27 protein-coding genes and 1 tRNA gene are annotated in these 26,589 nt (G+C 61.8%); 9 read left to right on the forward strand and 19 right to left on the reverse strand.

Annotated features, from left to right (window positions below; translation table 11 throughout):
• Window position 1: 1 nt before the first annotated feature.
• Complete coding sequence (locus AC23D4_RS09150) at window positions 2–1,297, forward strand: tryptophan--tRNA ligase (protein WP_472890032.1); 1,296 nt, start codon at window positions 2–4, stop codon at window positions 1,295–1,297.
• 242 nt (window positions 1,298–1,539) lie between these two features.
• Entirely contained in the window at window positions 1,540–2,133 is a 594-nt protein-coding gene (locus tag AC23D4_RS09155; RefSeq protein WP_305362950.1) for a LuxR C-terminal-related transcriptional regulator, read from the forward strand.
• Between the two features lie 43 nt (window positions 2,134–2,176).
• Here the strand turns inward: AC23D4_RS09155 and AC23D4_RS09160 are convergent, their stop codons facing one another.
• Window positions 2,177–3,622 (reverse strand): sensor histidine kinase, encoded by a 1,446-nt coding sequence (locus AC23D4_RS09160; protein WP_472890031.1) that lies wholly within the window; start codon window positions 3,620–3,622, stop codon window positions 2,177–2,179.
• A gap of 92 nt (window positions 3,623–3,714) precedes the next feature.
• Here AC23D4_RS09160 and AC23D4_RS09165 point away from each other — a divergent pair.
• Window positions 3,715–3,806, forward strand: a tRNA-Ser gene (locus AC23D4_RS09165).
• A 629-nt stretch (window positions 3,807–4,435) separates the two neighbouring features.
• A complete protein-coding gene (locus AC23D4_RS09170; RefSeq protein ID WP_472890030.1) occupies window positions 4,436–4,921 on the forward strand; it encodes a DUF4124 domain-containing protein in 486 nt (161 codons plus the stop codon).
• On the opposite strand, the gene AC23D4_RS09175 is transcribed toward AC23D4_RS09170, so the two are convergent.
• Together AC23D4_RS09175 and AC23D4_RS09180 are read right to left on the reverse strand one after the other, a co-directional pair.
• Window positions 4,897–5,205: a hypothetical protein gene (locus AC23D4_RS09175; protein ID WP_472890029.1), complete on the reverse strand. Its 309-nt coding sequence runs from the start codon at window positions 5,203–5,205 to the stop codon at window positions 4,897–4,899. The genes AC23D4_RS09170 and AC23D4_RS09175 overlap by 25 nt on opposite strands.
• A gap of 108 nt (window positions 5,206–5,313) precedes the next feature.
• Complete coding sequence (locus AC23D4_RS09180; RefSeq protein WP_472890028.1) at window positions 5,314–6,975, reverse strand: AAA family ATPase; 1,662 nt, start codon at window positions 6,973–6,975, stop codon at window positions 5,314–5,316.
• Window positions 6,976–7,102: 127 nt separating this feature from the next.
• Between AC23D4_RS09180 and istA the strand changes: the two genes are divergently transcribed.
• Both istA and istB read left to right on the forward strand, forming a co-directional pair.
• Window positions 7,103–8,626, forward strand: a complete 1,524-nt coding sequence (gene istA, locus AC23D4_RS09185) for an IS21 family transposase (RefSeq protein ID WP_472890615.1) — start codon at window positions 7,103–7,105, stop codon at window positions 8,624–8,626.
• Window positions 8,623–9,456, forward strand: coding sequence for an IS21-like element helper ATPase IstB (gene istB, locus AC23D4_RS09190; RefSeq protein WP_487623727.1), 834 nt, complete (start codon window positions 8,623–8,625; stop codon window positions 9,454–9,456). The genes istA and istB overlap by 4 nt, the downstream gene beginning before the upstream one ends.
• Window positions 9,457–9,536: 80 nt before the next feature.
• Here the strand turns inward: istB and AC23D4_RS09195 are convergent, their stop codons facing one another.
• The 13 genes from AC23D4_RS09195 to AC23D4_RS09255 all read right to left on the reverse strand — a co-directional run bounded on the left by AC23D4_RS09195 (window position 9,537) and on the right by AC23D4_RS09255 (window position 20,476).
• The gene (locus AC23D4_RS09195) at window positions 9,537–10,007 is read right to left on the reverse strand and encodes a helix-turn-helix domain-containing protein (protein ID WP_472888312.1); all 471 of its coding nucleotides are present in this window, start codon (window positions 10,005–10,007) and stop codon (window positions 9,537–9,539) included.
• A 227-nt stretch (window positions 10,008–10,234) separates the two neighbouring features.
• Window positions 10,235–10,723, reverse strand: coding sequence for a hypothetical protein (locus AC23D4_RS09200; RefSeq protein ID WP_472888313.1), 489 nt, complete (start codon window positions 10,721–10,723; stop codon window positions 10,235–10,237).
• A gap of 43 nt (window positions 10,724–10,766) precedes the next feature.
• A complete protein-coding gene (locus tag AC23D4_RS09205) occupies window positions 10,767–12,137 on the reverse strand; it encodes a site-specific integrase family protein (protein WP_472888314.1) in 1,371 nt (456 codons plus the stop codon).
• Between the two features lie 456 nt (window positions 12,138–12,593).
• On the reverse strand, window positions 12,594–12,821 hold the full coding sequence (locus tag AC23D4_RS09210) for a hypothetical protein (RefSeq protein ID WP_472888315.1): 228 nt from the start codon (window positions 12,819–12,821) through the stop codon (window positions 12,594–12,596).
• Window positions 12,822–12,901: 80 nt separating this feature from the next.
• Window positions 12,902–14,626: a thiosulfohydrolase SoxB gene (gene soxB / locus AC23D4_RS09215; RefSeq protein ID WP_472888316.1), complete on the reverse strand. Its 1,725-nt coding sequence runs from the start codon at window positions 14,624–14,626 to the stop codon at window positions 12,902–12,904.
• A gap of 122 nt (window positions 14,627–14,748) precedes the next feature.
• Window positions 14,749–15,399, reverse strand: coding sequence for a sulfur oxidation c-type cytochrome SoxX (gene soxX, locus AC23D4_RS09220; protein ID WP_472888317.1), 651 nt, complete (start codon window positions 15,397–15,399; stop codon window positions 14,749–14,751).
• 16 nt (window positions 15,400–15,415) lie between these two features.
• Window positions 15,416–16,237 carry a sulfur oxidation c-type cytochrome SoxA gene (gene soxA, locus AC23D4_RS09225; protein ID WP_472888318.1) on the reverse strand — a complete coding sequence of 274 codons (822 nt, stop codon included), beginning with the start codon at window positions 16,235–16,237 and terminating at the stop codon, window positions 15,416–15,418.
• 81 nt (window positions 16,238–16,318) lie between these two features.
• A complete protein-coding gene (gene soxZ / locus AC23D4_RS09230; protein ID WP_177135562.1) occupies window positions 16,319–16,630 on the reverse strand; it encodes a thiosulfate oxidation carrier complex protein SoxZ in 312 nt (103 codons plus the stop codon).
• Between the two features lie 63 nt (window positions 16,631–16,693).
• Window positions 16,694–17,149 carry a thiosulfate oxidation carrier protein SoxY gene (gene soxY, locus AC23D4_RS09235; RefSeq protein WP_305723098.1) on the reverse strand — a complete coding sequence of 152 codons (456 nt, stop codon included), beginning with the start codon at window positions 17,147–17,149 and terminating at the stop codon, window positions 16,694–16,696.
• Window positions 17,150–17,180: 31 nt separating this feature from the next.
• Window positions 17,181–17,519, reverse strand: coding sequence for a c-type cytochrome (locus AC23D4_RS09240; RefSeq protein ID WP_472888319.1), 339 nt, complete (start codon window positions 17,517–17,519; stop codon window positions 17,181–17,183).
• Window positions 17,520–17,635: 116 nt separating this feature from the next.
• On the reverse strand, window positions 17,636–18,718 hold the full coding sequence (locus AC23D4_RS09245; protein WP_472888320.1) for a c-type cytochrome: 1,083 nt from the start codon (window positions 18,716–18,718) through the stop codon (window positions 17,636–17,638).
• On the reverse strand, window positions 18,718–20,064 hold the full coding sequence (soxC, locus tag AC23D4_RS09250; RefSeq protein WP_472888321.1) for a sulfite dehydrogenase: 1,347 nt from the start codon (window positions 20,062–20,064) through the stop codon (window positions 18,718–18,720). Before soxC ends, AC23D4_RS09245 begins: the two co-directional genes overlap by 1 nt.
• Window positions 20,057–20,476, reverse strand: coding sequence for an ArsR/SmtB family transcription factor (locus tag AC23D4_RS09255; RefSeq protein ID WP_472888433.1), 420 nt, complete (start codon window positions 20,474–20,476; stop codon window positions 20,057–20,059). The genes soxC and AC23D4_RS09255 overlap by 8 nt, the downstream gene beginning before the upstream one ends.
• A gap of 360 nt (window positions 20,477–20,836) precedes the next feature.
• Here AC23D4_RS09255 and AC23D4_RS09260 point away from each other — a divergent pair, with 360 nt between their 5' ends.
• The 3 genes from AC23D4_RS09260 to AC23D4_RS09270 all read left to right on the forward strand — a co-directional run bounded on the left by AC23D4_RS09260 (window position 20,837) and on the right by AC23D4_RS09270 (window position 23,122).
• Window positions 20,837–21,139, forward strand: a complete 303-nt coding sequence (locus AC23D4_RS09260; RefSeq protein ID WP_305723101.1) for a c-type cytochrome — start codon at window positions 20,837–20,839, stop codon at window positions 21,137–21,139.
• Between the two features lie 15 nt (window positions 21,140–21,154).
• Complete coding sequence (locus tag AC23D4_RS09265; protein ID WP_472888434.1) at window positions 21,155–22,435, forward strand: FCSD flavin-binding domain-containing protein; 1,281 nt, start codon at window positions 21,155–21,157, stop codon at window positions 22,433–22,435.
• Window positions 22,436–22,504: 69 nt separating this feature from the next.
• The gene (locus AC23D4_RS09270) at window positions 22,505–23,122 is read left to right on the forward strand and encodes a c-type cytochrome (RefSeq protein WP_472888322.1); all 618 of its coding nucleotides are present in this window, start codon (window positions 22,505–22,507) and stop codon (window positions 23,120–23,122) included.
• A gap of 132 nt (window positions 23,123–23,254) precedes the next feature.
• Here AC23D4_RS09270 and fba read toward each other — a convergent pair whose 3' ends face one another.
• The 3 genes from fba to gap are packed head-to-tail and all read right to left on the reverse strand — an operon-like array spanning window position 23,255 to window position 26,581.
• Window positions 23,255–24,322, reverse strand: a complete 1,068-nt coding sequence (fba, locus tag AC23D4_RS09275; RefSeq protein WP_472888323.1) for a class II fructose-bisphosphate aldolase — start codon at window positions 24,320–24,322, stop codon at window positions 23,255–23,257.
• 37 nt (window positions 24,323–24,359) lie between these two features.
• The gene (locus AC23D4_RS09280) at window positions 24,360–25,559 is read right to left on the reverse strand and encodes a phosphoglycerate kinase (protein WP_472888324.1); all 1,200 of its coding nucleotides are present in this window, start codon (window positions 25,557–25,559) and stop codon (window positions 24,360–24,362) included.
• A gap of 14 nt (window positions 25,560–25,573) precedes the next feature.
• Window positions 25,574–26,581: a type I glyceraldehyde-3-phosphate dehydrogenase gene (gap, locus tag AC23D4_RS09285; protein WP_472888325.1), complete on the reverse strand. Its 1,008-nt coding sequence runs from the start codon at window positions 26,579–26,581 to the stop codon at window positions 25,574–25,576.
• Window positions 26,582–26,589 lie beyond the last annotated feature (8 nt).

Genomic DNA, 26,589 nt, shown 5'->3' on the forward strand with positions numbered 1-26,589 from the left:
CATGAGCCACCAACGCGTCCTCACCGGCATCACCACTTCGGGCACACCGCATCTGGGCAACTACGTGGGCGCTGTCCGCCCCACGGTGCGCGCCAGCCGCCTGGCCTCGGTCGAGAGCTTCTATTTCCTGGCCGACTACCACGCCCTGATCAAGGTCGGTGACCCGGCGCGCGTGCAACGCTCCACGCTGGAAATCGCCGCCACCTGGCTGGCCTGCGGCCTGGACCCGGAGAAGGTCACCTTCTACCGCCAGTCCGACATCCCCGAAATCCCCGAACTCACCTGGCTGCTCACCTGCGTGACCGGCAAGGGCCTGCTCAACCGGGCCCATGCCTACAAGGCCTCGGTCGACAAGAACACCGCCAGCGGCGACGAACCCGACAACGGCGTGACCGCGGGCCTCTTCATGTACCCGGTGCTGATGGCGGCCGACATCCTGATGTTCAACGCCCACCAGGTGCCGGTGGGGCGTGACCAGATCCAGCACATCGAGATGGCGCGCGACATCGCGTCGAGCTTCAACCACCTCTACGGTGAACACTTCACCCTGCCCGAGGCTGCGATCGAAGACCACGTGGCCACCCTGCCCGGGCTGGACGGCCGCAAGATGAGCAAGAGCTACGACAACACGATTCCGCTGTTCGCGCCCAAGGAACAACTGCGCAAGCTCATCATGGGCATCGTCACCGACTCGCGCGCGCCCGGTGAACCCAAGGACCCCGAAGGTTCGGCCCTGTTCCAGCTCTACCAGGCCTTCGCCAGCGCCGAAGAAACCGCCGGGCTGGCCAGGGCCTACGCCGACGGCATCGCCTGGGGGGATGCCAAGCAGATGCTGTTCGAACGCCTGGACGCCGAGATCGCCCCCATGCGCGCCATCTACGACGAACTGATCCAGGACCCGGCGCAGATCGAGCGCACCCTGCAAGCGGGTGCAAAAAAAGCGCGCGGCCTCGCCACGCCGTTCACCGCGCGGCTGCGCCACGCCGTCGGCCTTCGCCCGCTGGACAGCCAGCCACCCCCCGCCAAGGCGTCCAAGGCCAGCCGGGCGGCCGCGCCCAGCTTCAAGCAATACCGCGAAAAAGACGGCCTGTTCTACTTCAAGCTGCTCGACGCGCAAGGCCACCTGCTGCTGCAAAGCACCGGCTTTGCGTCGCCGCGGGAAGCGGCAGGCACAGTCACCCGTTTGCAGCAACAAGGTACGGATGCCATCGCCGAGCTGCAAAGCCAGCTGATCGTTTCGGCCGATCCGCAGGTACTGGCACAAGCCCTCGGGTGTTTTGCAGCGCCAGCCGACTGATGCAGCGGCGAAGGTTTCGCATTCCCGAACCTGCGACAATCGGTTTCCGGGGTGGACGCCGACGAGACACCGCCTCATCAAGGCAGCACACCGCTGGTGTTTACCGAGTTCCCAACTTCATGGAACACGGGCATCAAAAACTAAAAACAAGGTGTACAAACATGCCCTTATTGCTATCGCCAAAAGCTGCCAATGCCGATATGCTGTCACTCTGAATACATAACTTAACAGCACATCCCCCCATGAGTATCTTTGTCATTGACGATCATCCGCTGATGCGCGAAGCCGTCGTCATGCTTCTGCGTCGTCTTCGGTCCTCCACCCAGGTGATCGAGCTGGAACGCCTGGCGACTGTGAGCAAGGCCATTGCTGAGCACGGGGAACCTGAGCTGGTCTGCCTCGACCTGAAGCTGCCCGACACCCATGGCGTCTCTGGCGTGCGCGAGGTGCGCCAAATGCTCCCCGACACGTCACTGATCGTGCTGTCTGCATCGCCGGCCTCTGACTACGAAGACCTGGCCAGGGAAGCAGGTGCCGACGCCTACGTCGAAAAATCGGCCGGTGCCGCCCAGATCGGCAAGGTGCTGCGCGAATTCCTGGCCGAAGAGCCAGAAGACGAAAACGCACCGACCATCCCTGAAAAGTTGTCCAAGCGACAAAAACAGCTGCTCGTCATGCTGGACCGCGGCCTCTCCAACCGCGACATTGCCGAACAACTGCAGATCAGCGAACACACCGTCAAAGTGCACCTGTGGCGCCTGTTCCGGCGCCTCAATGTCAAGAGCCGATCCCAAGCCAGCCATCTGGCGCGCACCGCCGGCTTGCTCGACCTCTGAGCTTTGCCCGTGTGCTCCCCGGGAGCAGACTGATCAGCCTGCTTCAGCCGCCAGCACTTGCCGCCGAGCGCGGCATCAAGGTATCTGGCGTGGCCTCCACCGCTGCTTTCTGTGTGTACGCGGGCAGCAGCACGCGGAATACGCTGCCCCGATCCGCCTGTGAAGACAGCGCCAACTGATAGCCCATGAGCGTGGCCAGTTTGGAAACGATGGTCAGACCCAGACCCAGACTGTCTTCGGTCCCCTGGTGCTGCGACACCCTGAAGAACTCCTGAAATATCGCCTGCTGGTGTTCGCGCGCAATGCCCACGCCGGTGTCCCAGACTTCAAAAACCAGCATCTCCTCCCGCCGCCTCAGACCCAGCAAGACGCCACCTCGCTGTGTGTGACGAAACGCATTGGACAGCAGGTTGCCCAGAATCCGGCGCAACACCACCGGATCGGCCCATATCGTCGCGGGTTGGGCATACGTCTTGAACTTGAGTGACTTACCGACCGCAACGGGCTCAAACTGCGTGGTCAGCTCGGCGAAGAGTTGCAGCACGTCCACGTTCTGCAAGCGCACCTTGTAATTGCCCGCATCGATGCGCGTCAGGTCAAACAGGGAGTCAAACAGCTCGTTGATGGCCCGGGTCGATTGCAGGATCCGCGGCGATATATCGCGCGCCATCTCTGGCTCGGTGGCCAGCCAGTCGGCATACAGACTCAGGGCATGCACCGGCTGACGGAGATCGTGAGCAGCCGACGCCAGAAACCGGTTTTTGGTCGCCACAGCCCGGATCGAGGCCCGCGTCTGCTGGGTCAGCGAATCGATCAGTTCCTGGTTGGAGAACTGGAGTTCAAAACTGGCGCGGTAGATCTGATGCAGGCGCTTCCCCGCCACCAGCAAAAGCCACCAGAACACCATCAACAGGGCCATCAAAGCGAGGCTTTGTTCCATCACAGACGTTGCGTCTGGTGCGCGCAAGGTGTTGAGGGTGAGGCCCAGCAAGACCGATATCACAAGGGCATGCACATACCGCCGGAAGACCGGCAAATAGGCACTGAAAGCCGTCAAGGTGAGCAACCCCTGCCCAAGCACCACGATGCCGCAGACAAACTGCGTCGCGGTACTGGCTTGCAGGTAGCTCAACAGCACCCCACCACCCCAAAGGAAGCCCACGGCACTCCAGGTCCACTGGTAGCGGTCTGCAAACGCCATGCGCTGCGGGCCCTCGGAACTGTCGTAGCGCAACTGGTAGATCCCGATCAGACGGTAGCGGTAGACCAGCACAGTCACCAAAAGGCACGTCCAGATCAGCAAGGAGGCCACGTCCACCTCACCAGCCATCATGAACACCAGCACCGGCAGCGCCAGTGTCGCAGCCAGCAGCGATGGAACCATGTTGTCCATCAGGACACCGATCAGCTGGGCGTTCACCCACTGGTCTATCACCTCGGGCGAGGCCGGCAGATGCAGGTGGGTTGCGGGCTGGGTATCGACAAGCATGAATAACCACGAACAGACGGTGAGCCATTGTCACACTGGAGGGCCTGTAAAAAGCAGTGCCTGTCTCCTGCTAGAATACAAGGCTTCGACGCGGAGAGGTGGCAGAGTGGTCGAATGCACCGGATTCGAAATCCGGCGTACAGTTTCAACTGTACCGAGGGTTCGAATCCCTCCTTCTCCGCCACAGACAAGGCCCCGATGCTCACTTTTTTGTAGCAGTCGGGGTTTTTTGTTTCTGAGCCCAAGTGCCCATGTAGCCACCATGTAGCCAGCGGTACAGGGTTTTGCACTTCGCGTGCATCACCACCCACCAACGAGCAAAGCCCCACGGCGGGGGCTTGTCGGCTCACTATCTGTCAGCACTTTGCTGATGACGCTAGTTTTTTCAGGTTTCTTTTTTCTGGGCTAAAGAAACTCCGGCGGCGCACGATGGGTACCTACCGGGGCAAGCCGTACTTCATCCGACTGAACCGCGAACAGCTCAAGCCGTAACGGTCCGATAAATACGAGGGACAGTTTTTATAGTGCCAGCAGTAAGTGCGGGGCAGGTGCGGATTGGTGTTTGCATCAGTTCGCACCATTTCGCACCTCCACATGGGCCGTCACAATCCCGATGCACTCCAGCACTTGCCCGGCTGCTACCAACTTTTTGAGTTCACGGTAAACGGCGCTCTTGTCGTACCGCGGTTGGAAGTGCTCCACCACCTCGCGCTTACCCTGGGGCTTGTCTGGCGCATCTAGGCACCACCAAAGCCCCGGCCATACCCACATCATCTCCAGATGCAATGCTAGACTGCAAAAAAGGGGGACGGTATGGCTTTGAAGGTAGCTTTCTTGGTAATTTCGGCGCTTGCCTGTTCGGCTGCCAGCGCACAGGTGTACAGGTGCCCTGACAAAGCAACTGGCCGGGTCATCTACAGTGATGCACCTTGCGCGGACGGCCGGCAGATTGTCAAGCAGCTCTCGGACGAAGAGCGGGCGCTAAGCGCTGAACGAGCCAGTATTGCGCGAGAGCGCGCACAACTCGAAAGGGAACGCGCCGCACTTAGGCAACAACGGGACTCTTCTCGCCAGCAGCCACAGCAGAGTCAGGACTCGTCCAGGCCAGCGATTGACCAGTTTGCGTGCCAGAAGGCGAAGCGGGAGCTGTCCATCGCCTCTAACCTGCAATCCGAGTCGCCGGCTGGCAAACGCAGGCGTATGAATGCGGCCATCATTGAAGTCAATGCATCTTGTGGAACCAGGACTGAATTGATTCAGGAGCCTGTCAAAATTTACGTTGAGCCTAGGCGCTGGTGATTGCTCTCCCAACTGGCGGTGTCAACAGGGAACGTCCCGGCCTTCGCTTTCACTTCCACACCCAGCAAGCGGCCACCCTTCAATTGCCCCAGCACATCAGGGCAGCCCGGCCAGCCGAAACGGACAAAGCGGGTGCCCACCTTTGCAGCCACGGTATTCATGCGCTCCGCCCATGCCACGGCGGGATGCACTCGCAGCGCTTTCAGGACTTCTACCAGGGCGGCAGCTTCGGGACGGCGGTTGGTTCGGGGGGTCCGAAGTTCCAGGCCGAACAAATCAAGCATGGCAATCACCGCCGGAAAACCACCGAACTTTCTCCCCCCTATATGGGGGGAGGAGAACTTCGGTTACGGAATTCACCGAAAACGGTGAAAACGGCGAACTTCGGTTATTCAGTTCAGCCATAGCCAGCCCTCGTTCAAGCCAAGCACACCGCGCGAAACCAGCCCCGTTATCGCCTCTCTGGTGCGGGTAGCTCTACGGTCTGTCGGGCACGTCAGGCGCCCAGCCCCAGCAATCACAGCGGCTTCAAGCTCGATACATGGGCGCAGCGGCGGGGCTCCCGGCTTGCCTGTCGGGCCACCCCTGAACATCGGGCGCAGCGCATCAAGCACCAGCTTCTGATTGCCACCCTGGGGCAGCTTCACGGTTCGCACGTCCTGGGCTGCGGTGTCGCGCACCACCACACACGATGTAACGGCGTCCCCGTGTTCATCCGTGCCCATCGTTTCAATTTTCAGCGTGAAGGGATGCGCGTCCCCGTCTTGCCCATCCTTGGACTTGGCTACCTTCCACTCCCGGCGCTCGCCATCGCGTGAGACTTCCACGGCAGCATCAAGGGCGGCGAACAGCGAACTGTGCCCGCGTAGTCCCTTGGTCGCATCCTTGCCCGTGTGATGCACCAGCACCACCAGCCCACCGATAAGGCTTTGCAGGTACTTTGCGGCGCTCAGAATCTCGCCCATGTCCCTTGAACTGTTTTCGTCGGCAGTCGGGGCGGCGCGGTTCAGCGTGTCGAGAAACACCACAGCACCAGCAGGCACCACGGCGGCCAGGTCTTGCACGTCCTGGGGCTCGGTCAGCTTGAACGGCTGCAACACCATAGACAAGCCAGCAGGCAGGGCGCGGCCCGTGTGCGCTTCCCATGCGGCCACGCGCAGGCGAAACCCGCCTTCACCTTCCAGTGCGGTATACACCACGGGCGCGGCTTCCACCCGGCAGTCAAACCAACGGCGGCCCTCGGCAATGGCGGCGGCCATGTCCAGCGCCAGGAATGATTTACCGGATGCGCTAGGGCCATACAAACCGGCCAGCCCCACGGCAGGCAACACACCACGCACGCGCCACGCCAGCGGCGGCAGGTCGCGCAGTTCATTAGCCCCCAGCAGCTTGTAACGCGGCTCAGGCTTGGGCGGCTCTCGCGCATCCTCCAGCAGCGCGGCCAGCACATCGTGCCCTTCACGCTGTGCAAGGTCGTTTGCGTCGAAGTTCCGTTCCTCGCCCTCGGGCATGTAGGCCACGGCAGCGCCCACGTTCTGGGCAATCTTTGCGGCGTCCGATTCCTTGCCCACATCAGGCACCAGCACCAGCCGGGCGGATGCGTCACGCTGGCGCATGGCTTCGGCCACCTTGCCCACGTTGCCCCAGCCAAAGCACGCCAAGGCGGGATGCCCGGTCGCTTGCCAGCAGGCCCATGCAGTACCGATGCCCTCGCACAGATGCACCGGCGCACCGGCCACCACATCGCCCACCGTGAAGGATGCCCCGGCCATCGGCGCACCGGGCAGGTTCAGCTTGGGCTTTTTCTTTTTCGCCTTCAAACGGGCGGCAGTGTCGCCAGTGGTCACGCATTGCAGGCTTTGCAGCATCCCATCGGGCGCATAAGCAGGCACAACCAAAGCACCGGCCATGCGCTCGCCTTGAATGAGCAGGGCATCCCCAGCAGGCACCACGCGCAGGTAATCCAGCGGCACACCGGCGGCAGCCTTCGCCACGATGTAGGGATGCGCAGCGGTTGCAGCTTCGCAGCGGTTCCACACCTCGGCAGGGCTCATGCCTGGGGCAGTGTTGATTTCCACGTAAATCTGACCCCTCTGGACTGAGTTTTTTCATCCAACTTTGACCCCTTGAGTAAGGTCTCCTGCTTGTTTTTTGAGCAGGAGGGTTCAAGGAGTGATCAACGTGGGAACACTGGCAAAGATCCGCAGGATGCACCTGCGCGATGGCCTTCCAATCAAAGAGATCGAGCGGCGCACGGGCCTGGCCAGAAACACCATCAAGGTGTGGCTGCGCAAGGGCGAGATGGTCCAGCCCAAGTACCCCCAGCGGGTGGTGGTGAGCAAGCTCGACGGCTTTACCGAGACGCTGGCGACCTGGCTCAAGGCCGACCAGCACCGCGGCAAACGCGATCGCCGCACCATCAAGGCCATGTACGAAGCCCTGGCCGAGCAGGGTTACACCGGCGGCTACGGCCGGGTGGCCGCCTTTGCCCGGCGCTGGCGAGAAGAGCAGTCGGGCAAGGTCGGCAAGCCCGCCTTCGTGCCCTTGAAGTTCGCGCTGGGCGACGCGTTCCAGTTCGACTGGAGCACCGAGTACGCCTGGGTGGGCGGCCTGCGCCGGCGCCTGGAAGTGGCGCACACCAAGCTGTGTGGCAGCCGCGCCTTCTGGCTGGTGGCATATCCGACCCAGAGCCACGAGATGCTGTTCGATGCCCATGCCCGGGCGTTTGCCGCCTTCGGCGGCGTGCCCCAGCGCGGCATCTACGACAACATGAAGACCGCCGTGGACAAGGTCGGCGCGGGCAAGAAGCGCGTGATCAATGCGCGCTTTGAAGCCATGACGGGCCACTACCTGTTCGAGCCCGAGTTCTGCAACGTCGCCAGCGGCTGGGAGAAGGGCATCGTGGAGAAGAACGTGCGCGACCGGCGCAGCAGCATCTGGCACAAGGCGCTCAAACAGCGCTGGCCCAGCATGGAAGCGCTCAACGACTGGCTGGCCCAGGAGTGCCGCGCCGCGTGGGCCGAGCTCAACCACCCCGAGTGGCCCACGCTGAAGGTGGCCGACGTGCTGCAGGACGAACAACTGCGCCTCATGCCCAACCCCAAACCGTTTGATGGCTACGTGGAGGTGCTGGCCCGAGTCTCCAGCACGGCGCTGGTGCACCTGCAGCGCAACCGCTACAGCGTGCCGACCGAACACGCCCACGAGGTGGTCAGCCTGCGCCTGTATCCGGATCGCCTGGACGTTGTGGCCGAGAACACCCGCATCGCCAGCCATGCGCGCAGCTTCGAGCGCAGCCAGACCTTCTACGACTGGCGCCATTACGTGAGCCTGATCGAACGCAAGCCCGGGGCGCTGCGCAACGGTGCGCCCTTCGAGACCCTGCCCGAGCCATTGAAGAAGTTGCAGGCCATCCTGCTGCGCCACGAAGGCGGGGACCGGGTGATGGCACAGGTGCTGGCGGCCGTTCCGGTGCATGGGCTGGAGCCGGTGCTGGTGGCGGCCGAGCTGGCGCTGGAGAGCGGCAAGCCCAGTGGTGAGCATGTGCTCAACGTGCTGGCGCGTTTGAAGTCTGGCGGCCAGACGGGCGATGCCCAGGAGGTCAAGACGCCCTTGACGTTGGCGGTGCAGCCGCTGGCCAACGTGCAGCGTTACGACCGGCTGCGCTCGCTCGATGGTGACGACGCCCAAGGAGCGCAGCCATGAGCCAGGCCATCATCACAGCGCTCAAGGCATTGAAGCTGCACGGCATGGCCGCCAACTACCCCGAGGTGGCCGCGCAGGCGCGGCACACCGAGTTCAGTCCTGTGGCATTCCTGGGCCAGTTGCTGCGCGCCGAACAGGCCGAACGCACAGTGCGCTCCATGGCGTACCAGATGGGCGCGGCACGCTTCCCCGCCCACCGCGATCTTGCGGGCTTTGAATTCAGCCAGGCCGGTGTGGACGAAGCACTGGTGCGCACGCTGCATGGAGGCCAGTTCATTGACGCGGCCCACAACGTGGTGCTCATCGGCGGACCGGGTACGGGCAAGACCCACCTGGCCACGGCCATCGGCATCGAAGCGATCCAGCGTCACGGCAAACGGGTGCGGTTCTTCTCGACGGTGGAACTGGTCAATGCGCTGGAGCTGGAGAAGAGCCAGGGCAAGGCCGGGCAGTTGGCTCACCGGCTGGTTTACATGGACCTGGTGATCCTCGATGAACTGGGTTACCTGCCGTTCAGCCAGGCCGGTGGTGCCTTGCTGTTCCACCTGATCTCCAAGCTCTACGAGCGCACCAGCATACTGATCACGACCAACCTGAGCTTCGGGGAATGGAGCCAGGTGTTCGGCGACGCGAAGATGACGACGGCGCTGCTGGACCGGCTGACCCACCACTGCCACATCGTGGAGACAGGCAATGAAAGCTGGCGGTTCAAACACTCCAGCGCTGCAGCAAAGACAGGCCCGAGAAAGAAGCCCCGGACGGCCCAGAACGGCACGACTGAGAAAGGAGAAGCCGATGCACCAGCGGTAGACTTATCCACAGACGCGTAGCTCGGCTACACCCCAACAGGTGGGGTCAATATTGGATGGAAAGCCGGGGTCAGGATTGCGTGGAATTCAACAGTGTTGCTCTATTTTTTTATGCCAGCGTTTTTTAGTACCTTGTCGATAGTAGGTCGGGAAACCATAAACCGGCGTGCCAAGGCGTTGACTGACTCCCCTCTACCTCGGTCGTAAAGACGCAGAATTTCAGTTTTTTCGCCTTCGTTCAGCTTTGGCGGTGTTCCTTTACTGGCTGCCGACTGGCTGGGGCTCACTTCCAACTCGGGCGCGGGCTCTGGCGTTTGATAGTGCTCTATCAGTTGCTCATCTCCGACCATGCGGGCATACACCAGCGCAGCACGGCGGTACACCTCGCGGCGTGCCCACAGATGGCGCACTTGGTCAAAAGTCAGGCCACCATATGGCGCATCCACATCCATATCTAAGGGTGAAGTCGTTTCCTCTGCCGTTGTCGTTTCCTCTACCGTTCGCTTTAACATTGCCTCAAAGCTCGCCAGGGCATCTAGCGCGGTTGCAGCGACACGTTCACGCGGTGACAAGCCGGCGCACTCAGCAGCGACCCGGCCAGTTCGCAGTCTGTCAGGCTGTGCTCTGTCTGCGGGTAAAAACGGCGCATGTCTTGACGCGCATAGTCGCGCAGAATTTTGTCTAGGTTCACTGAAAAGCACTCCCTTCGTGCTCCCTGATAAGGAACCCCAGCAGTCGGGCAGGGAAACCCGATTTTTGGTTCTCGGGCCTAGCTGGAACTGCAATTCTGATTGCCAAATTAGTTACCACAATAGAGACTAACTTTTTGCCGAATTTGAAAATAGTCAAATTCAAATTTGGCGCCTATTGGGTCTTTGCGTTCCATTTGCTCAAGTTGTGCCCTTGCGGCTTGACACTTCGCAAGGTCATAATTTTCATCCCTAATTCTGCGAACCTCTGAGTTTGCTTCACGCGCCCGTTTTGCGAGTTCTTCCTGCTTTGCGGATTCTGCGTTAACTCTCTCCCGGGCTTTGGCTCTCTTTGCTTCATGTGCCTTTGCTTCAGGGCTCAGCCTTGGCAAACTCCCCGCCTTTGGCTCAGTCGGCATCCTTGGTGTTGAGGGTACAGCCAAATTATTGGCGGTTTCCTTTTCGTTGCACGGCAGGTCACTGTATCTAACCGTTCCATCGGGCAAGGTGCATTTTTTTACTTGAGCAACGGCTGCACTACTGAAACTAAAGGCGAACATCACACCCGCGAATGCACTGACAAATTTTGTGCTTTTCATTGCTGTTAACTGCCTTCAAGAATTTCAAACGGATGAATGTGAATTAGGCCACTAGCGTGAGTTTTCCCGGTTCTGCCTTCGGGTCGAACTGCACCCCGGCCTGCTTAAGCATCCATGCCACGATTTTTTCGTGCCATATCCGCAGCAGGTCAAGCGGTCGGGCGCGGTAGTGCTTTTCGGCGGTCGCGCTGGGCTTGTGCCCCATGAGTTGGGCCACCACACCAGCCGGGCACTCCACCCACTCAGCAAGCGAGCCAAACGAGCGCCTGAGCCCATGCAGGGACACATGGGGCAGGCCACCAACGGCAAGGGCTTTGCGGTGGTTGTATGCGGCTGTATCGCCCACGTTCGGCGCTTCACCATCCGGACCAAACACCCACGGTCCACGCCTAGGCAGTTGCGCCAGGATGTGGGTAAGGTAAGCAGGGCAAGGGATGACGCGCAAGCCTTCCACCTTGTCACGGATGGTCAAGCTGCCACCGAATCGGAAATCGGCATCCTCCCAAGCTAGGCCAGACAACTCATTTTTCCGTGCCCCGGTCAACAGCAGCGCCAGCAGGTAGGCGCGTGCGTAGGGGTTGCCATCGGCCAGCACAGCAGCAAACCATGCGGGCAGGTGTTCGCGCTGCAACACGTCATCCTTTGGGGTCTGCTTTCGAACCAAACGGCGGACCTCTTTCGGCTCATGTACCTCGGTTTTTGCAATGGTCGAATACACGGGGTGTTCAGCGCACCAGTTCAGAAAACCACGCAGCAGGCGAAATGCCAGCGCGGCGCGGGCGGGCCGGTGGGTGTTTTGGTCTTTCAGCCATTGGGCCACGGTGGGCGCGTCAATTTTCACCAACGGGAGCAACAACAGCGGATGCAGCGGCCCCGGCTGCGTCACTCCCTTGCTCTTTCGTTTGTAGGCCACGCCACCAGCGGCGGCCATAGTGTCATGGTCTGCGGCATGTCGGGCGCTCCACGGACCACGGACGGTAAACCCCACCTCGCGCCCTTCTTTGACGTATTCGGCCCAAGCCTCTAAGCCGGTCAACCTCTCGCGCACGATGGTGGATTGCACTCGCTGGCGCTCCGCTACAACGTCGGCTGCCTGCTGGCGCTCTATCTCGCGCGGGTCTTGCCCACCGTCCAGCACCACGGCAAGGCGGCGGGCCTCTGTGCGGGCCTGTTCAATCGTCCACACCTTCACATCCCCGATGGTGCGGCGGATGGTCTGCCGGTTCAGCTTGGCTTCGAACACAAACGACTTTGCCCCGGCAGCAGTCACGCGCACGCGCAGGCCCGGCGCTTCGGTGTCGCGCATGAATGCCTGTTGCTTGCCAGCCGGGCAGGTCACGCGCTCGATAGCCCCGGCTGTCAGGTTCACCCGGTCGTCAAGGTTCGGGGCTTCGCTCTTTTTCGGTCGTGCCATGCTGATTGCTCCGGTTGGTTTTGGCTACACGGAACTTCCATGTAGCCACCATGTAGCCAAAAACCCCGAATTTTGGGGAATTTCAATCAACACTTGGGCTGTGTATATTGCCAGTGCATCGGCTCTAAGTTGTTGATTTTTAATGATTCTATCAACACGAAGCAACGCACGCAAATAGGCATTCATCCGGATTCGAAATCCGGCGTACAGTTTCAACTGTACCGAGGGTTCGAATCCCTCCTTCTCCGCCACAGACTGGTTTCCGGACTTCCCAAGGAGTCCACAAGACCAACCACAAGCCCCGTACTCCGGGGCTTTTGTGTTTCTGGGTCTATCCCCCCACGGCGCCCGTTCAGCCAACGCTTTCCTGGGGACATATCGGGGGCACAAAAAAATCCCCTTCACAGCCGCGCCGCGAGGGGATTTTTTGCTGGTGACTCAGCGCCCCACGGGTGCTCAGCTGTCGTTGGCCAGCAGCCGGAAGCCCTTGCCGCGCATGCAGTGCGCCACCATGAGTTCCTGCTCTGATTTGGGAACCTTGTTCAAGCCCACCTGGAAGCGACACTCGGACAACTGGGTGTAGGTGTCATCGGAGGACACGTTGGGCTTGGCCCAGAAGGGTTTTGAAGATGCACAACCCGCGAGCACCAGCACCGCGATCAGCATCCCTGCGTTCTTGATCATCGAAAATTCCTTGGAGAGTAAACAGGCGGAGGAAGCATATCAAACGCGCCATCCACCTGTTCACGCCCGGGGCATACCGCTCAGGCAGCTATGCCGGGATTGCCTTGCATGCCTTCCACTTTGGGGGTGTTGAGCTTGCGCGTGGTGATGGTTTTGTGGCTCTTGAAATAGGTCTCCATCACGTCCCAGATCGGCTCGCCCTTGGCACCTTCGGCCACCGGCGCCCAGCCAGCCACCTTGTAGGTCTTGCCCGCTTCGATGGTCTTTCCCTTGAGCATCATGTTGCTGATGCGCTTGCCCGAACCAGCCTTGGGGTCGCAGGTGTAGGCCAGACCGCCCACACGCACCATGTCGCCGCCCTGCTGGTAGTAGGGGTCGGGGTTGAACAGGTTGTCGCACACGTCTTCCAGCACGGTCTTGATGGTCTCGCCGCTCATTTCGGTGAGCGTGCTGGTCGGGTAGGTGATGGCCACCTGGTCCATCATGAGTTCGCGCGTGATCGCCTGGCCCGGCAGGATGGTGGTGCCCCAGCGGAAGCCGGGCGAGAACGCCAGGTCGGCACCCTTCACCTCCATCAGCGCGTCGACAATGAGCTGGTCCCACGAGCCGTTGAAGTTGCCACGGCGGTAGAGCAGGCCTTCGGACACGGCCAGCTTTTCGTCAAGCTTGGCCTTGTAGGGCGCGCGCACCTTGTCGATGTAGGTCTGCATCTCCTGGTCGGCCGGCAACAGGTTGGCAAACACCGGCAGCAGCTTGTAGCGGAAGTCCTGCACCTTGCCACCGCGCACGTCGAAGTCGAGCACGCCGAGAAACTTGCTGTTGGAGCCGGCGTTGGTCACCAGGGTCTGGCCCTTGGCGTTTTTCACCACGATGGGAGCGGGCATGCCGTCGTGTGTGTGGCCGCCGAGAATGGCGTCGATGCCGGTCACGCGCGAAGCCATCTTGATGTCCACGTCCATGCCGTTGTGCGAGATGACCACCACGGCCTGTGCGCCCTTGGAGCGGGCCTCGTCCACCATCTTCTGCATGTTCTCGTCCTGGATACCGAAGGTCCAGTTCGACACCATGTAGCCCGGGTTGGCGATGGGCGTGTAGGGAAAGGCCTGGCCGATCACGGCCACCGGCACGCCGTTCATTTCCTTGATGACGTAGGGCTTGAACACCGGGTCACCGAAGTCGTTGGTCTTGACGTTCTGCGCCAGGAAGTCGAGCTTGCCGGCAAAGTCCTTCTCCACGATCTCCTGCACGCGCTTTTCGCCCAACGTGAATTCCCAGTGCGGGCACATGGCGTTGACGCCGAGCAGCTTGCAGGCGTCGACCATGTCCTGGCCATTGGTCCAGAGCGCGGTGGCACTGCCCTGCCAGGTGTCGCCACCGTCGAGCAGCATGGCGTAGGGGCGGCTGGCGCGCATCTGCTTGATCAGCGTGGCCAGGTGCGCGAAACCGCCGACCTTGCCGTAGGTCTTGGCAGCGCTTTCGAAGTTGAGGTAAGTGAAGGCATGGGCCTCGGGGGTCCCTGGGCGGATCTTGAAGTACTTGAGCAGGCTCTCGCCCACGATGTGCGGTGGGCGGCCCACGGCTTCGGCCACGCCCAGGTTCACGTTGGGCTCGCGGAAGTAGATGGGCATCAGCTGCGCGTGGCAGTCGGTGAAGTGCAGGAAGCTGACGTTGCCGAACTTGGGCAAGTCGTACATCGCTTGACCCGCACCCGGCTTGCCGGCCAGCACATCCTTGTGGTCCAGAGCCATGCCACCCGCGCTGGCCACGGCCAGCACCTGCATGAATTCACGACGACTGAAGCTCATAAACATTCCTTAACAATTGATTGCTGATATTTGCGCCAAATTTTTTTGCCGACATCCTGCCCCCGGTTCGACACCGGGAGCAGGCCGCACCACAGGTCAGGCGTCCTGTGGGCGTGGTTTCATCACTGGTTCACCGGTGAAGCGGGGTCGAGCAACAGCGCCATCACGTGTTGAAGCTGCTTCTCGTTGAGAATGCCCTTGTGGCCTGCGCGCGGCATCTGGGAACAGGCGTTGTAGGCACGCGAGTTCCACAGCTTGCCCCAGGTGTATTCCACGATCGCCTTGGATGCGGCGGCATTCGGATCCGTCACACCGCGCAGCTTGCCGTAGTTGTACAGGCTGGGACCCAGGTTGCCGAAAGAGATTTCCTTCTTGTCCATCTGGTGGCAGTTGTAGCAGTTGCCCCCATTGGCGGCTTCGGCCTTGTCTGTCCAGGTCAGGCCACGGCCGCTCTGGGCAATTTTTTCGCCCTCTTTCCAGTCACCCAGGAACTTGCCGTCACTGGGCATCTTCACGGTCTTGAGCTCGGCGGCTTCGATGGCTTTGGCGGTCTTCTCATCCAGGGGCTTGCCCGCGACATCGGCAGCGCTGCACAGGCGGTTGGTTTCGTCCTGCTTGAGGTATTCCATCGTGGCAATGCCTTTGGGCTGGAAAGAAGAGGCCACCACATTGGCGTGCATCTTGTCGTAGTCCGCTCCACCGACGCCTGTCGTGCAGGCGCTGAGCGCAACCACGGCCAGAGGAACGAGTGCAAAAGAGATCGATTTTTTCATGGGTTGAGTCTCCTGATCAGCGCTTGATGGCCGGCACAATGGATTCGGCGGTCTTGGCGTTGACGCCCATGTAAACGCCCAGGGCAATGGTGGCATCGCTGCCGAACTTGGGTTCAGGGAAGCGCTGCTGGCGGTAGCAATCGTTCAGGCGCTTCTGCATGGTCCACATCTGCGAGTTGGAGACCCGATAGGCAGGCCATGCGGCGAAACCAATGCCGTCACCCGGATTCTTGGTCAGGTTGGGCAAGTCCTGCAGGCGGATGCGCCCCCCTTCGACGCCGTGGCAGGACGAGCACGCAAAGTCGTGCGGGCCACTGCGCTGGAAGAACAGGCGTTTGCCCACTTCGTACATCGCCTTTTCCTGCTCGGTGTTGTTCGGCAGGTTGAAGCGCAGACCCTTGGACTGGGTCGCTACGTAGGTTGTGATGGCCACCAGATTGGCGCCTTCACCCTTGCCGATCGATGGCGCTGCCTTGTAGAGCTCGGCCGAATCAAACCCCTGCAAGGTGGTCATGCAGTGGATCAGGCGCGTCTCCAGGTCCATCACCTTGCCGGTGTCCTTGAAGTAGCGCGGCAACTCGGTGAACGCCCCCTTCAGCACGCCAGGCCCCTTGCCCAGATCGCACTGTTCCAGCGTGGCAGCCTTCGGACCGCGCTTCTGTTTCCAGAGCTCTTCGCCCTTCATTTCGAACAGCTCGGCCGGATTGCCATCCTGCAGCATCTCACGGTACTTGGCGATGCCATCGAGCGTGGCATTGCCCTGGGCAGACGCCGCAGCAGCACCCAGTGTCAGTGCGGCGGCCACAAAAGCGCTGCGGTAAACCACGGCTTGTTTCATCTGGGGGTCTCCTTCTTGTGCAGTGAAAAATCAAAAACGGCCAGCACCTGGCGTGACTGGCCGTCTCTTGCCCGCGCCCGATCAGGCGATGGCGGCTTCGTCGGTGCGGGAATCGCCTTTGCTGTCGGTCCACTTCACCACGACCTTGTCACCCTTGGCGCCGCCCTTGAACTTGAAGGACAGGAAGGGATTCTGCGACACGGAGCCACTGAACATTGCCTTCAGAACGGTCTTGCCGGCGCTGGTGGCTTCCACATCCTTGATGAAGTGGGCGGGAATGAGGGCGCCGGCCGCGTCCTTGCGGGTACCGGGTTCCATGGGGTGGGACATGAGCACGCGAACGGTGGTTTCGTCGCCAGCGAGGGCGGCACGGATGCGCATCGGATCAGCCATGATGGACTCCTATCAATTCAAAAAATATGGTTTGCGGGGATGTGTGGTGTGAGCTCGGGGCGATCAGCCGCCGCAGCCACCCAGCGTCACTTTGGTTTCTTTGGTGGCCGAGAACAGCTTGCCGTCGGCCTTGACCACGGCCACCACGTTGGTGCTCTGACCCATCTTCAGACGGGTCTGCACGTCGGCAGCGGTACCGGCGGGGATCATGAAAGCGCACGACAGCGGGGTCGGGTTCTTCTCGACGATGAGGTACATCTCGGTCGTGTTGGGCAGCTTGCTGGTGGCGCCCACGGGCACCACGGCGCCGTTTTCAGCGATGTCGGGCGACACCACGGAAACCTGGTCGCTGGAGGCAGCGGTGCCACCGATGGCCTTGAGGGCATCTTCCAGGGTCTTGACCTGGAAGCTGGCGTGATCCACGGCGGCCTGGGCCTGGCTCTGGGTGACGAGGCCCAGGGCGATCAGGGAGGCGAACGCGCCGGTGGACTTGATGGCTGTGCGACGGGAACTGTTCATGGGGAACTCCTGAAAAAAAGTGAGGGTGAGTTTACTTATCGGGGGCACCGGCCAGGACCCAGGCTGCGAGCAGCTTGAGCTCGTCATCCTTCAGGTTCGGCTGGGGAGGCATGGGCACCGGACCGTACATGCCGGAACCGCCAGACTTGATGCGTGCGACCACCTTGGCTTCGGCATCGGCCTGGCCCTTGTGCTTGGCGGCCACGTCCTTGTATGAGGGTCCCACCAGCTTCTTGTCCGCAGCGTGGCAGGCCAGGCATGCGTTCTTGGAAGCGAGTGCCTTGGCAGCGGCAGCGTCCACGGCATAAGCACCTGCGGTGATCAGCAGGGCCGAAGCGGCGAGGACAACCTGTTTGAAATCCATCTTCATAGCTTAGGGTCTCCTTGGTAAAAAACGTATGGGGGTTAACGATTAAATGCGCATATTTGAAGAGACACGTGGATCACGTCACCTCCGCGGCGCATACAAGTTGGGAGAATTCCGGTTTATTTCGCGCCCTCCACAATCCATTTGGCGATGGTCTTGGCGTCAGCGGCCGAGAGTTGGTCCTGGGCCGGCATGGGCACGGCACCCCAGACACCCGAACCACCCGCCTTGATCTTGCCTTCCAGATAGGCTTCGGCGTCGGCCTTGCCCTTGTATTTGGCAGCGATTTCGTTGAAGCCGGGGCCGACGATCTTGCTCTTCAAGCCGTGGCAGGCCGTGCAGGCGTTGGTGTTGAGCATGCCTTTGGTGTCAGCGCCACCGGTGGCCGTGCGGGCGGCCAGCACCACCGGAGCCGGTGCAACCGAACCCACAGGACCTTTGGGCGCGGGCTTGGTGGTGTCGGCACCACGAACCGGACCGATCACCCGGTTCTGCTCCTGGATGTTGCCGTGAGCGTCGCGGGCAAAGTCGGGCAGGAATGAGCGCACGGTGGGATCCACCGAGCAGTCTTTCATGCAGGCCACGTTCTTCACATCGCCCTTGCCGTTCGCCTTCCACAGCGGCTCGTAGAACACCATGCCGTTGCGGTTGGGCATGCGCTTCTGAACCTCGGCGATGTTCTTGTCGGTCAAGGTGAAATCCGCCGGAACGATCTCGGCCAGGCTCAGCAGGTAAGCCGTCACGCCATAGACCTCGTCGGTGGTCAGCGTCTTGGGCGCGTTCCAGGGCATGGCCCGGTTGATGTAATCCCAGATCGTGGAGACCGTGGCCACCTTCATGATGGTGGTCTTCTGGGGCGAGATGCTCTTGCCCTCTTCCAGGCCCTTCACGCGACCGTTCTTGATGTCGTCCTTGGTGGTGCCGCCGATGATGGGCGTGAACACCTCGTTGGACTCACCAAACGAACCGTGGCAGGAAGCGCACTTGACTTCCCAGACCGCTTCACCCTGCGAGACGCTGCCCGCACCAGCGGGGAGGCCTTTGAAGTCGGGGCGCACATCGATGTCCCAGGCTTTCACCTCGGCGGGCGTGGCGTCGCGGCCCATGTTGTGCCACGGCGCGGTCTGCGCAAAGGCAGAACCCAGCGAGAGCGCAGACGCCAGAACAACGGCTTTCGTTGAGAGTTTAAAAATGGATTTCATCAGTACACCTGCACGTTGGAGACTTCACCGTTTTCGGACACCAGCCAGCTCTGGATGGCGTTCTGGTGGTAGACGGACTTGGTGCCGCGCACGGCACGCAGCTGGTTGATCTTGGGCTGCACATAGCCGGTGCTGTCGATGGCACGGGCCTGCAGGATGGCGGGCTTGCCATCCCACACCCAGTCGATGTTGAAGCGCGTCATGGCCTTGGGCAGCACCGGGCCTTCGATGCGGGCGGTGCGCCAGTTGCGGCCACCGTCCACGCTCACGTCCACGCGCTTGATCGAGCCGCGGCCCGACCAGGCCAGACCGGTCACGTTGTAGTAACCCTTGTCCAGCAACGTCTGGCCAGCCGAAGGCGTGGTGATCACGCTCTTGGTTTCCTGGATGCCGGTGTACTGGCGGTGCGTGCCATCGGGCATGTGATCGATGTAGTGCACCGCCTCGTCTTTGGTCGCGTATTTCTGGTCGCCCACTTCGATGCGGCGCAGGTACTTGACCCAGCTCACGCCCTGGATGCCCGGCACCACGAGGCGCAGCGGATAGCCGTTCTCGGGGCGCAGCATTTCGCCGTTCATGGCCCAGGCCACGATGCAATCGTCCATGGCGCGCTCGATGTCGATCGTGCGGGTCATGGAAGAACCGTCGGCCCCTTCGGCCAGCACGTATTTGGCGGCCTTCTTGTCGTAGCCGCACATTTCCAGCAGCGTGGACAGCAGCACGCCGGTGAACTCGGAGCAGCTGACCATGCCGTGCGTGTACTGCACGGTGGGCACCGCCACGTTGCCCCATTCGGTCGCGGTGTTGGCGCCGCACTCGATGAAGTGGATGCGCGACACGCTGGGCAGGCGCATCAGGTCGTCCATGGTGAAGACGCGCTGGCGCTTGACCAGACCGTTGATCATCAGGCGGTGCTTGGACGGGTCGATGTCCCACCAGCCCTGATGGTGGCGCTCGAAGTGCAGGCCGCTGGGCGTGATGATGCCGAACAGGCCCTGCAGCGGCGTGAAGCTCACCGAAGCCTGGTCCACACGGGTCAGGCCCGGGCTCTGGCGGCGGCGCAGGTTGGTTTCCCACTTGCTGGGCTTGCCATAGCCGTCTTCGATAGCCACCGCCTGTCCCAGCCCGGTGGAGTGCTCGGGCATCTTGAGGATGGCTTCCTCGCCATCAGCGGCCATGGCGCGCGTGGCGGCTCCGGCCGTGGCGGCCACACCGGCGCCCATGGCCAATGCCTTGCCCATGAAGCTTCGACGGGCCTTGCGCGCCTGTTCGAGCTTCTCGGGACTCAGAAAATTTTCGGGCGCGGGGATCACGCGTCCAATCACTTCGCTCAGGTCTTTAGACACTTGCTTCTTCCTTCTGGTTGGCGGGGGGATTGCGTTTGGCCCTGGCTTTGGTTTTGACCTTGGGGCTTTGGCGCGGGGTCATGTCTTCAACAAAATGGTTGAAACTTTCTCGGGAAACTGACGTGCTGTCTGCTCGATCGGCCACCTGCATCGACACCGTGCGGCACAGCTCGACGTACATGGGATCGGCCACCTTGTAAAAAATCTGGGTACCCTCACGGCGGCGCGACAACATGCCAGCCTGGTACATGAGACCAAGATGGCGCGACACATTGGCCTGCGCCAGCGCCGTCACCTTGATGATCTCGTTGACGCACTTTTCTTCCTGACACAGCGCGTACAGGATGCGCAGCCGCGTAGGCTCGCCGAGCACGCTGAAGTAGCGCGCCACGGACTCAAAAACCTCGTGCATGTCATCCACCGGTGGTCTCCAGATCTGTTTGACTTCGATCAATCAACTATATGATTGAATGCCTATATACAGATTAGTGTAAACCCGAATTTCCACACTTTTCTGACAGGAGGCGCACCAACAGGCCCCCGAAACATGGACCTCCCTCGTCGACCTGGAAAACCGCAAACCCTTACCCCGCGCTGACTTTTTCGCCCGATTGCGAACGAAATCCGATAGGGTTTTTACGGTTTGGAGGGTCCGATCACGGTGCTAGCATCAATCATCTAAATATGCGGAATTACTGATGCTTGGCGCACCGGAAGACCCTCTGCTACAGTTTTAGATGGTGTTTTTTCCAACCACACTCTGGAGGTGACGATGATCAAAACAATGAAATGGCTGGCAGTGGGAGCGCTGAGCGCAGCCGCTTTTGGTGTGCAGGCCGAGGTGAGCCAGGTGCGCGCGTGGGCGGCGGCTTGTGCCAACTGCCACGGCACCATGGGCAAGGCCGAGGCCGGCATGGAATCCCTGGCCGGCAAGGACAAGGACGAACTGCTCCAGAAGATGATGGACTTCAAGACCGGCAAGAAGCCCGCCACCATCATGCACCAGCTCTCCAAGGGCTATTCCGACGAACAGCTGCAACAGCTGGCCGCCTACTTCTCAGCCCTGAAAAAATAAGGAGAACCCACCATGATGCAACGTCGTCAATTTGTTCAAACGCTGGGCGCCGGTTCGGCGGTTGCGGGTCTGGGCCTGCTGGGTGGCTGTGCGGCTGGAGGCGCCAGTGGTGCCAAGGTGGTGGTGGTCGGGGGTGGCTACGGCGGCGCCACCGCCGCCAAATACGTGCGCCTGTTCTCCGACTACGGTATCAATGTCACGCTGATCGAGCCGAATCCGGCCTTCGTCTCCTGCCCGATTTCCAACCTGGTGATCCAGGGCAGCAAGACCATCGCCGACATCACCACGCCCTACGACAACCTGGAAAAACGCCACGGCGTGAAGATCGTGCGCGACATGGTCGCGAGCATCGACGCCGAGAAACGCATGGTGAAACTCGCCAGCGGCGGCGAGCTGCCCTACGACCGCCTGATCCTCTCGCCCGGCATCGACTTCATGTGGGACACCCTGCCCGGCATGGCCAAGCCCGGTGCGCAGGACAAGGTGCTGCACGCCTGGAAGGCCGGCGCGCAGACCGTCGCCCTGCGCAAGCAGCTCGAAGCCATGCCCGACGGCGGCGTCTACGCCCTGTCGATCCCACTGGCACCTTACCGCTGCCCGCCCGGCCCTTACGAGCGGGCCTGCATGGTGGCCAACTACTTCAAGAAGGCCAAACCCAAGAGCAAGGTCGTGATCTTCGATGCCAACGACGACATCCAGTCGAAGAAGGGCCTGTTCATGAAGGCCTGGAAGGACCACTACGACGGCATGATCGAGTACCGCCCCAAGCACAAGGTGGTCGACGTGGACGCCGCCACCAACACCCTGAAGTTCGAATTCAACGACGACTTCAAGGCCGGTGTCGCCAACGTGGTGCCCAACATGCGCGCTGGCGCCATCGCCGTCTCCACCGGTCTGGCCACCGCCAACAACCGCTGGTGCGAAGTCGACTTCCTGACCTTTGAATCGAAGGCGAGGAAGAACATCCACGTGCTGGGTGACTCGATCCAGATCGCGCCCGGCATGCCCAAGTCGGGCCACATGGCCAACCAGCACGGCAAGACCTGTGCGGCCGCCGTGGTGGCCCTGCTGGCAGGCAAGGAGCCGCTCGCATTGCCCATCTATGCCAACACCTGCTACAGCTTCGTGACCGACGAAGACGTGGTGCACGTGGCCAGCGTGCACCGCTACGACGCCGAGAAGAAGACCATGCTGACCGTGCCCGGCTCCGGAGGTGTGTCGACCGCGGCCAGCGAGCTCGAAGGCCGCTATGCCCACGCCTGGTCGCGCAACATCTGGGCCGACACCCTGGCCTGATACTCCACAACGCCCTGGCGCAGGCCGGGGCGTTTTTTTGGCTTTCAAATATCAGTCAGAGGTTATGCAATGAAAGTTGCCAGACTCACCCTTACCACCCAGGTGGTTGCCGTCGCCGCACTGCTGCTGGGCAGCGCCGGCGCCTGGTCCCAGGCCGACGAAGCACGGGCCAAAAAAATCGCTGGCGGCTCCTGTTTCCTCTGCCACGGTGCCCAAGGCGAGTCCACCAGCGAGGTGTTTCCGCGTCTGGCAGGACAACACGCCGAGTACGTCGCCAAGCAGCTCAACGCCTTCAAGAGCGGCCAGCGCAAGAGCACCGCCATGGCCGAGATGGTGAGCAAGCTCACACCCGACGAGATGCTGGCGCTGGGCAAGTACTACGAGAAGTTCAGCATCCCGCGCGAGGAGGCCAAGGAGCCGCAGCTCGCGGCGATGGGCCGGTACATCTACCACAACGGCAACAAGTTCAGCGGCGTGCCGGCCTGCGTGAGCTGCCACGGACAAAACGCCGAAGGTGCGGCCAACCTGCCCCGCCTGGCGACCCAGTTCTCGGGCTACATCCACACCCAGCTGAAGTCGTTCAACAAGCGCGACCGCACCAACGACAACGCGGTGATGCACGTGGTGGCGGAGAAGATGACGGAGCTGGAGATGGCGGCTGTGGCGGAATACGTCAGCAGCAAGTAGAGGTACCCCCCGCGCCGCCTGCGGCGTCACCCCCCAAGGGGGCGATGCGGTGGCCCGGCTAAGCCGGTTCCACCGCATCCTGGGTTGGGAGAGCCCCTTCTCGCCGGAGGCTCCCCCTGCGCCGCACTTTGATCACGCCACTTTGGCGGCCAGCTCACCCTTGTCGTAGCGCTTCTGCATCGTCTCCAGACTGTGCACCTGGGTGATCTTGCTGGCCATGCCGGCGGCACCAAAAGCCTCGTAGCGGGCTGCGCAGATCGCCTGCATGGCCTTGGTGGCTTCCTTGTAGAACTTGCGCGGGTCGAAGTTCTTGCGGTCTTCGGCCAGGTGCTTGCGGATGGCACCGGTGCTGGCCATGCGCAGATCGGTGTCGATATTGACCTTGCGCACGCCGTTCTTGATGCCTTCGACGATCTCTTCCACCGGCACGCCGTAGGTCACGCCCATGTCACCGCCGTACTGGTTGATGATGGCGAGCCAGTCTTCCGGCACGCTGCTGGAACCATGCATCACCAGGTGCACGTTGGGGATGCGCCGGTGGATTTCTTTCACGCGGTCGATGCGCAGCACCTTGCCGCTGGGTTTGCTGGTGAACTTGTAGGCACCGTGGCTGGTGCCGATGGCAATGGCCAGCGCGTCCACCTGGGTCTTGCTCACGAAGTCGGCCGCTTCATCGGGGTCCGTCAGCAAGGATGAATGGTCCAGAACACCCTCTGCGCCGTGGCCGTCTTCTTCGCCGGCCTTGCCGGTTTCCAGCGAGCCCAGGCAACCGAGCTCACCTTCGACCGACACGCCGCAGGCGTGGGCCAGGTCCACCACCTGGCGGGTGGTTGCCACGTTGTACTCATAGCTTGAAGGTGTCTTGCCGTCGGCCAGCAGGCTGCCGTCCATCATCACCGAGCTGAAGCCCGACTGGATGGAGCGGAAGCAGATGGCGGGCGCGGCGCCGTGGTCCTGGTGCATGCAGACGGGAATGTGCGGGTACATCTCGATGGCGGCAGAGATCAGGTGGCGCAGGAAGGGTTCGCCCGCGTAGGAGCGCGCACCGGCCGAGCCTTGCAGGATGACGGGGCTGTTCACCTTGTCGGCCGCCTGCATGATGGCCTGCACCTGCTCCATGTTGTTGACGTTGAAGGCCGGCAGGCCGTAGTTGTGCTCGGCGGCGTGATCGAGCAGTTGGCGGAGGGAAATGAGGGCCATGGGGAATGTCCTTGGAAAGATGAAATGAAGTCGTGAATCAGGGGGTCTCGGCCCGGCGCGCCAGCACCTCGAACGCCGGCAAGGTCTTGCCTTCCAGCACCTCGAGGAAGGCACCACCGCCGGTGGAGATGTAGCCCACGTCCTTCTCGATGCCGTATTTGGCAATGGCGGCCAGGGTGTCGCCACCGCCGGCGATGCTGAAGGCGCTGCTCTCGGCAATCGCGTGCGCGATCACCTTGGTGCCGTTCCCGAAGGCGGCGAATTCGAACACGCCCACCGGGCCGTTCCAGACGATGGTGCCAGCCTTCTTCAGTTGCTCGGCCAGCAGCAGGGCGGTCTCCGGGCCGATGTCCAGGATCAGGTCGTCGTCGGCCACGTCGGTGGCGGCTTTGACCGTCGCCACGGCGTCGGGGCTGAAGCTCTTGGCGCAGACCACGTCGGTCGGGATCGGCACCGCGGCGCCGCGCGCTTTCATGGCTTCGATCACGGCCTTGGCTTCGCCGATCAGGTCGGGTTCGGCCAGGCTCTTGCCGATCTTCAGACCGGCGGCGAGCATGAAGGTGTTGGCGATGCCGCCGCCGACGATCAGGCCGTCCACGTTCTTGGCCAGCGCCTGCAGGATGGTGAGCTTGGTGCTGACCTTGCTGCCGGCGACGATGGCGATCAGCGGGCGCTTCGGGTTGGCGAGCGCTTTGCCGATCGCGTCCATCTCGGCGGCGAGCAGCGGGCCGGCACAGGCGATGGGCGCGGTCTCGGCGATGCCATAGGTCGTGCCCTCGGCGCGGTGCGCGGTGCCGAAGGCGTCGTGCACGAAGATGTCGCACAGGGTACCGAGCTTCTTGGCGAGTTCGGGGCTGTTCTTCTTTTCGCCTTTGTTCAGGCGGCAGTTCTCCAGCATCACCACCTCACCGGGCGCCACGGAGAAGTCGCCATCCACCCAGTTGGCGACGACGCGGATGTTGCGGCCCATGAGCTGGCCCATGCGGGCAGCGACAGGGGTCAATGAGTCTTCGGGTTTGAACTCGCCTTCGGTGGGGCGGCCCAGGTGCGAGGTCACCATGACGGCGGCACCGGCGTCCAGCGCCATCTGGATGGCGGGCATGCTGGCGCGGATGCGCGTGTCTTCGGTGATCTTGCCTTCGTCGTCTTGGGGCACGTTGAGGTCGGCGCGGATGAAGACGCGTTTGCCGCGGGCGAAACCGCTGGCGCAGACATCGCTGAATCGGAGGAATTTCATGGTGGTCCTCCCGATCAGTGGCGACCGACGTGCTGCACGAAGCGCATCATGTTGCAGGTGTAGCCGTACTCGTTGTCGTACCAGGCCACGACCTTGACGAAGGTGCTGTCGAGTGCAAGACCGGCTTCAGCGTCAAAAATCGAAGGCATGGAACAGCCGCGGAAATCGGTGGAGACCACTTTGTCGCTGGTGTAGCCCAGCACGCCCTTGAGCGCGCCTTCCGAGGCCGCCTTCATGGCCTTGCAGATGTCTTCGTAGCTGGCTTCCTGGTTCAGCTCGACCGTCAGGTCCACCACCGACACGTCGGAGGTGGGCACGCGGAAGGCCATGCCGGTGAGCTTCTTGTTCAGTTCGGGCAGCACCACACCCACGGCCTTGGCGGCACCGGTGGACGAGGGAATGATGTTCTCCAGGATGCCGCGTCCGCCGCGCCAGTCCTTGCTGGAGGGGCCATCCACGGTCTTCTGTGTCGCGGTGGCGGCGTGCACGGTGGTCATGAGGCCGCGCTTGATGCCGAAGTTGTCGTTGAGCACCTTGGCCACGGGGGCCAGGCAGTTGGTGGTGCAGGACGCAGCGGACACGATGGCCTCGCCCGCGTACTTGGCGTGGTTCACGCCGTAGACAAACATCGGTGTTGCATCCTTCGATGGCGCGGACTGCACCACCTTTTTCGCACCGGCATCGATGTGCTTCTGGCAGGTATCGCCGGTCAGGAAGAAGCCGGTGGACTCGACAACGACGTCGGCACCGATGTCGTTCCATTTCAGGTTGGCGGGATCTTTCTCGGCGGTCAGGCGGATTTTCTTGCCGTTGACGACCAGGTGGTTGCCCTCGACGGCCACGGTGCCCTTGAAGCGACCGTGCACGCTGTCGTATTGCAGCATGTAGGCCAGGTACTCGGGCTCCAGCAGGTCGTTGATGCCGACAACCTCGATGTCCTTGAACTCGGCTTCCTGCGTGACGGCGCGGAACACCATGCGCCCGATGCGCCCGAAGCCGTTAATACCGATCCTGATGGTCATGGGGAAGT

The organism is Hydrogenophaga sp. L76, assembly GCF_057654755.1.

Excerpts from the sequence above, each read along its gene's own strand:
- AC23D4_RS09150 (WP_472890032.1), top strand. The coding sequence starts at position 2 with ATGAGCCACCAACGCGTCCTCACCGGCATCACCACTTCGGGCACACCG.
- AC23D4_RS09155 (WP_305362950.1), top strand. The coding sequence starts at position 1,540 with ATGAGTATCTTTGTCATTGACGATCATCCGCTGATGCGCGAAGCCGTC.
- AC23D4_RS09160 (WP_472890031.1), bottom strand. The coding sequence starts at position 3,622 with ATGCTTGTCGATACCCAGCCCGCAACCCACCTGCATCTGCCGGCCTCG.
- AC23D4_RS09170 (WP_472890030.1), top strand. The coding sequence starts at position 4,436 with ATGGCTTTGAAGGTAGCTTTCTTGGTAATTTCGGCGCTTGCCTGTTCG.
- AC23D4_RS09175 (WP_472890029.1), bottom strand. The coding sequence starts at position 5,205 with ATGCTTGATTTGTTCGGCCTGGAACTTCGGACCCCCCGAACCAACCGC.
- AC23D4_RS09180 (WP_472890028.1), bottom strand. The coding sequence starts at position 6,975 with ATGAGCCCTGCCGAGGTGTGGAACCGCTGCGAAGCTGCAACCGCTGCG.
- istB (WP_487623727.1), top strand. The coding sequence starts at position 8,623 with ATGAGCCAGGCCATCATCACAGCGCTCAAGGCATTGAAGCTGCACGGC.
- AC23D4_RS09200 (WP_472888313.1), bottom strand. The coding sequence starts at position 10,723 with ATGAAAAGCACAAAATTTGTCAGTGCATTCGCGGGTGTGATGTTCGCC.
- AC23D4_RS09205 (WP_472888314.1), bottom strand. The coding sequence starts at position 12,137 with ATGGCACGACCGAAAAAGAGCGAAGCCCCGAACCTTGACGACCGGGTG.
- AC23D4_RS09210 (WP_472888315.1), bottom strand. The coding sequence starts at position 12,821 with ATGATCAAGAACGCAGGGATGCTGATCGCGGTGCTGGTGCTCGCGGGT.
- soxB (WP_472888316.1), bottom strand. The coding sequence starts at position 14,626 with ATGAGCTTCAGTCGTCGTGAATTCATGCAGGTGCTGGCCGTGGCCAGC.
- soxX (WP_472888317.1), bottom strand. The coding sequence starts at position 15,399 with ATGAAAAAATCGATCTCTTTTGCACTCGTTCCTCTGGCCGTGGTTGCG.
- soxA (WP_472888318.1), bottom strand. The coding sequence starts at position 16,237 with ATGAAACAAGCCGTGGTTTACCGCAGCGCTTTTGTGGCCGCCGCACTG.
- soxZ (WP_177135562.1), bottom strand. The coding sequence starts at position 16,630 with ATGGCTGATCCGATGCGCATCCGTGCCGCCCTCGCTGGCGACGAAACC.
- soxY (WP_305723098.1), bottom strand. The coding sequence starts at position 17,149 with ATGAACAGTTCCCGTCGCACAGCCATCAAGTCCACCGGCGCGTTCGCC.
- AC23D4_RS09240 (WP_472888319.1), bottom strand. The coding sequence starts at position 17,519 with ATGAAGATGGATTTCAAACAGGTTGTCCTCGCCGCTTCGGCCCTGCTG.
- AC23D4_RS09245 (WP_472888320.1), bottom strand. The coding sequence starts at position 18,718 with ATGAAATCCATTTTTAAACTCTCAACGAAAGCCGTTGTTCTGGCGTCT.
- AC23D4_RS09255 (WP_472888433.1), bottom strand. The coding sequence starts at position 20,476 with ATGCACGAGGTTTTTGAGTCCGTGGCGCGCTACTTCAGCGTGCTCGGC.
- AC23D4_RS09260 (WP_305723101.1), top strand. The coding sequence starts at position 20,837 with ATGATCAAAACAATGAAATGGCTGGCAGTGGGAGCGCTGAGCGCAGCC.
- AC23D4_RS09265 (WP_472888434.1), top strand. The coding sequence starts at position 21,155 with ATGCAACGTCGTCAATTTGTTCAAACGCTGGGCGCCGGTTCGGCGGTT.
- AC23D4_RS09270 (WP_472888322.1), top strand. The coding sequence starts at position 22,505 with ATGAAAGTTGCCAGACTCACCCTTACCACCCAGGTGGTTGCCGTCGCC.
- fba (WP_472888323.1), bottom strand. The coding sequence starts at position 24,322 with ATGGCCCTCATTTCCCTCCGCCAACTGCTCGATCACGCCGCCGAGCAC.
- AC23D4_RS09280 (WP_472888324.1), bottom strand. The coding sequence starts at position 25,559 with ATGAAATTCCTCCGATTCAGCGATGTCTGCGCCAGCGGTTTCGCCCGC.
- gap (WP_472888325.1), bottom strand. The coding sequence starts at position 26,581 with ATGACCATCAGGATCGGTATTAACGGCTTCGGGCGCATCGGGCGCATG.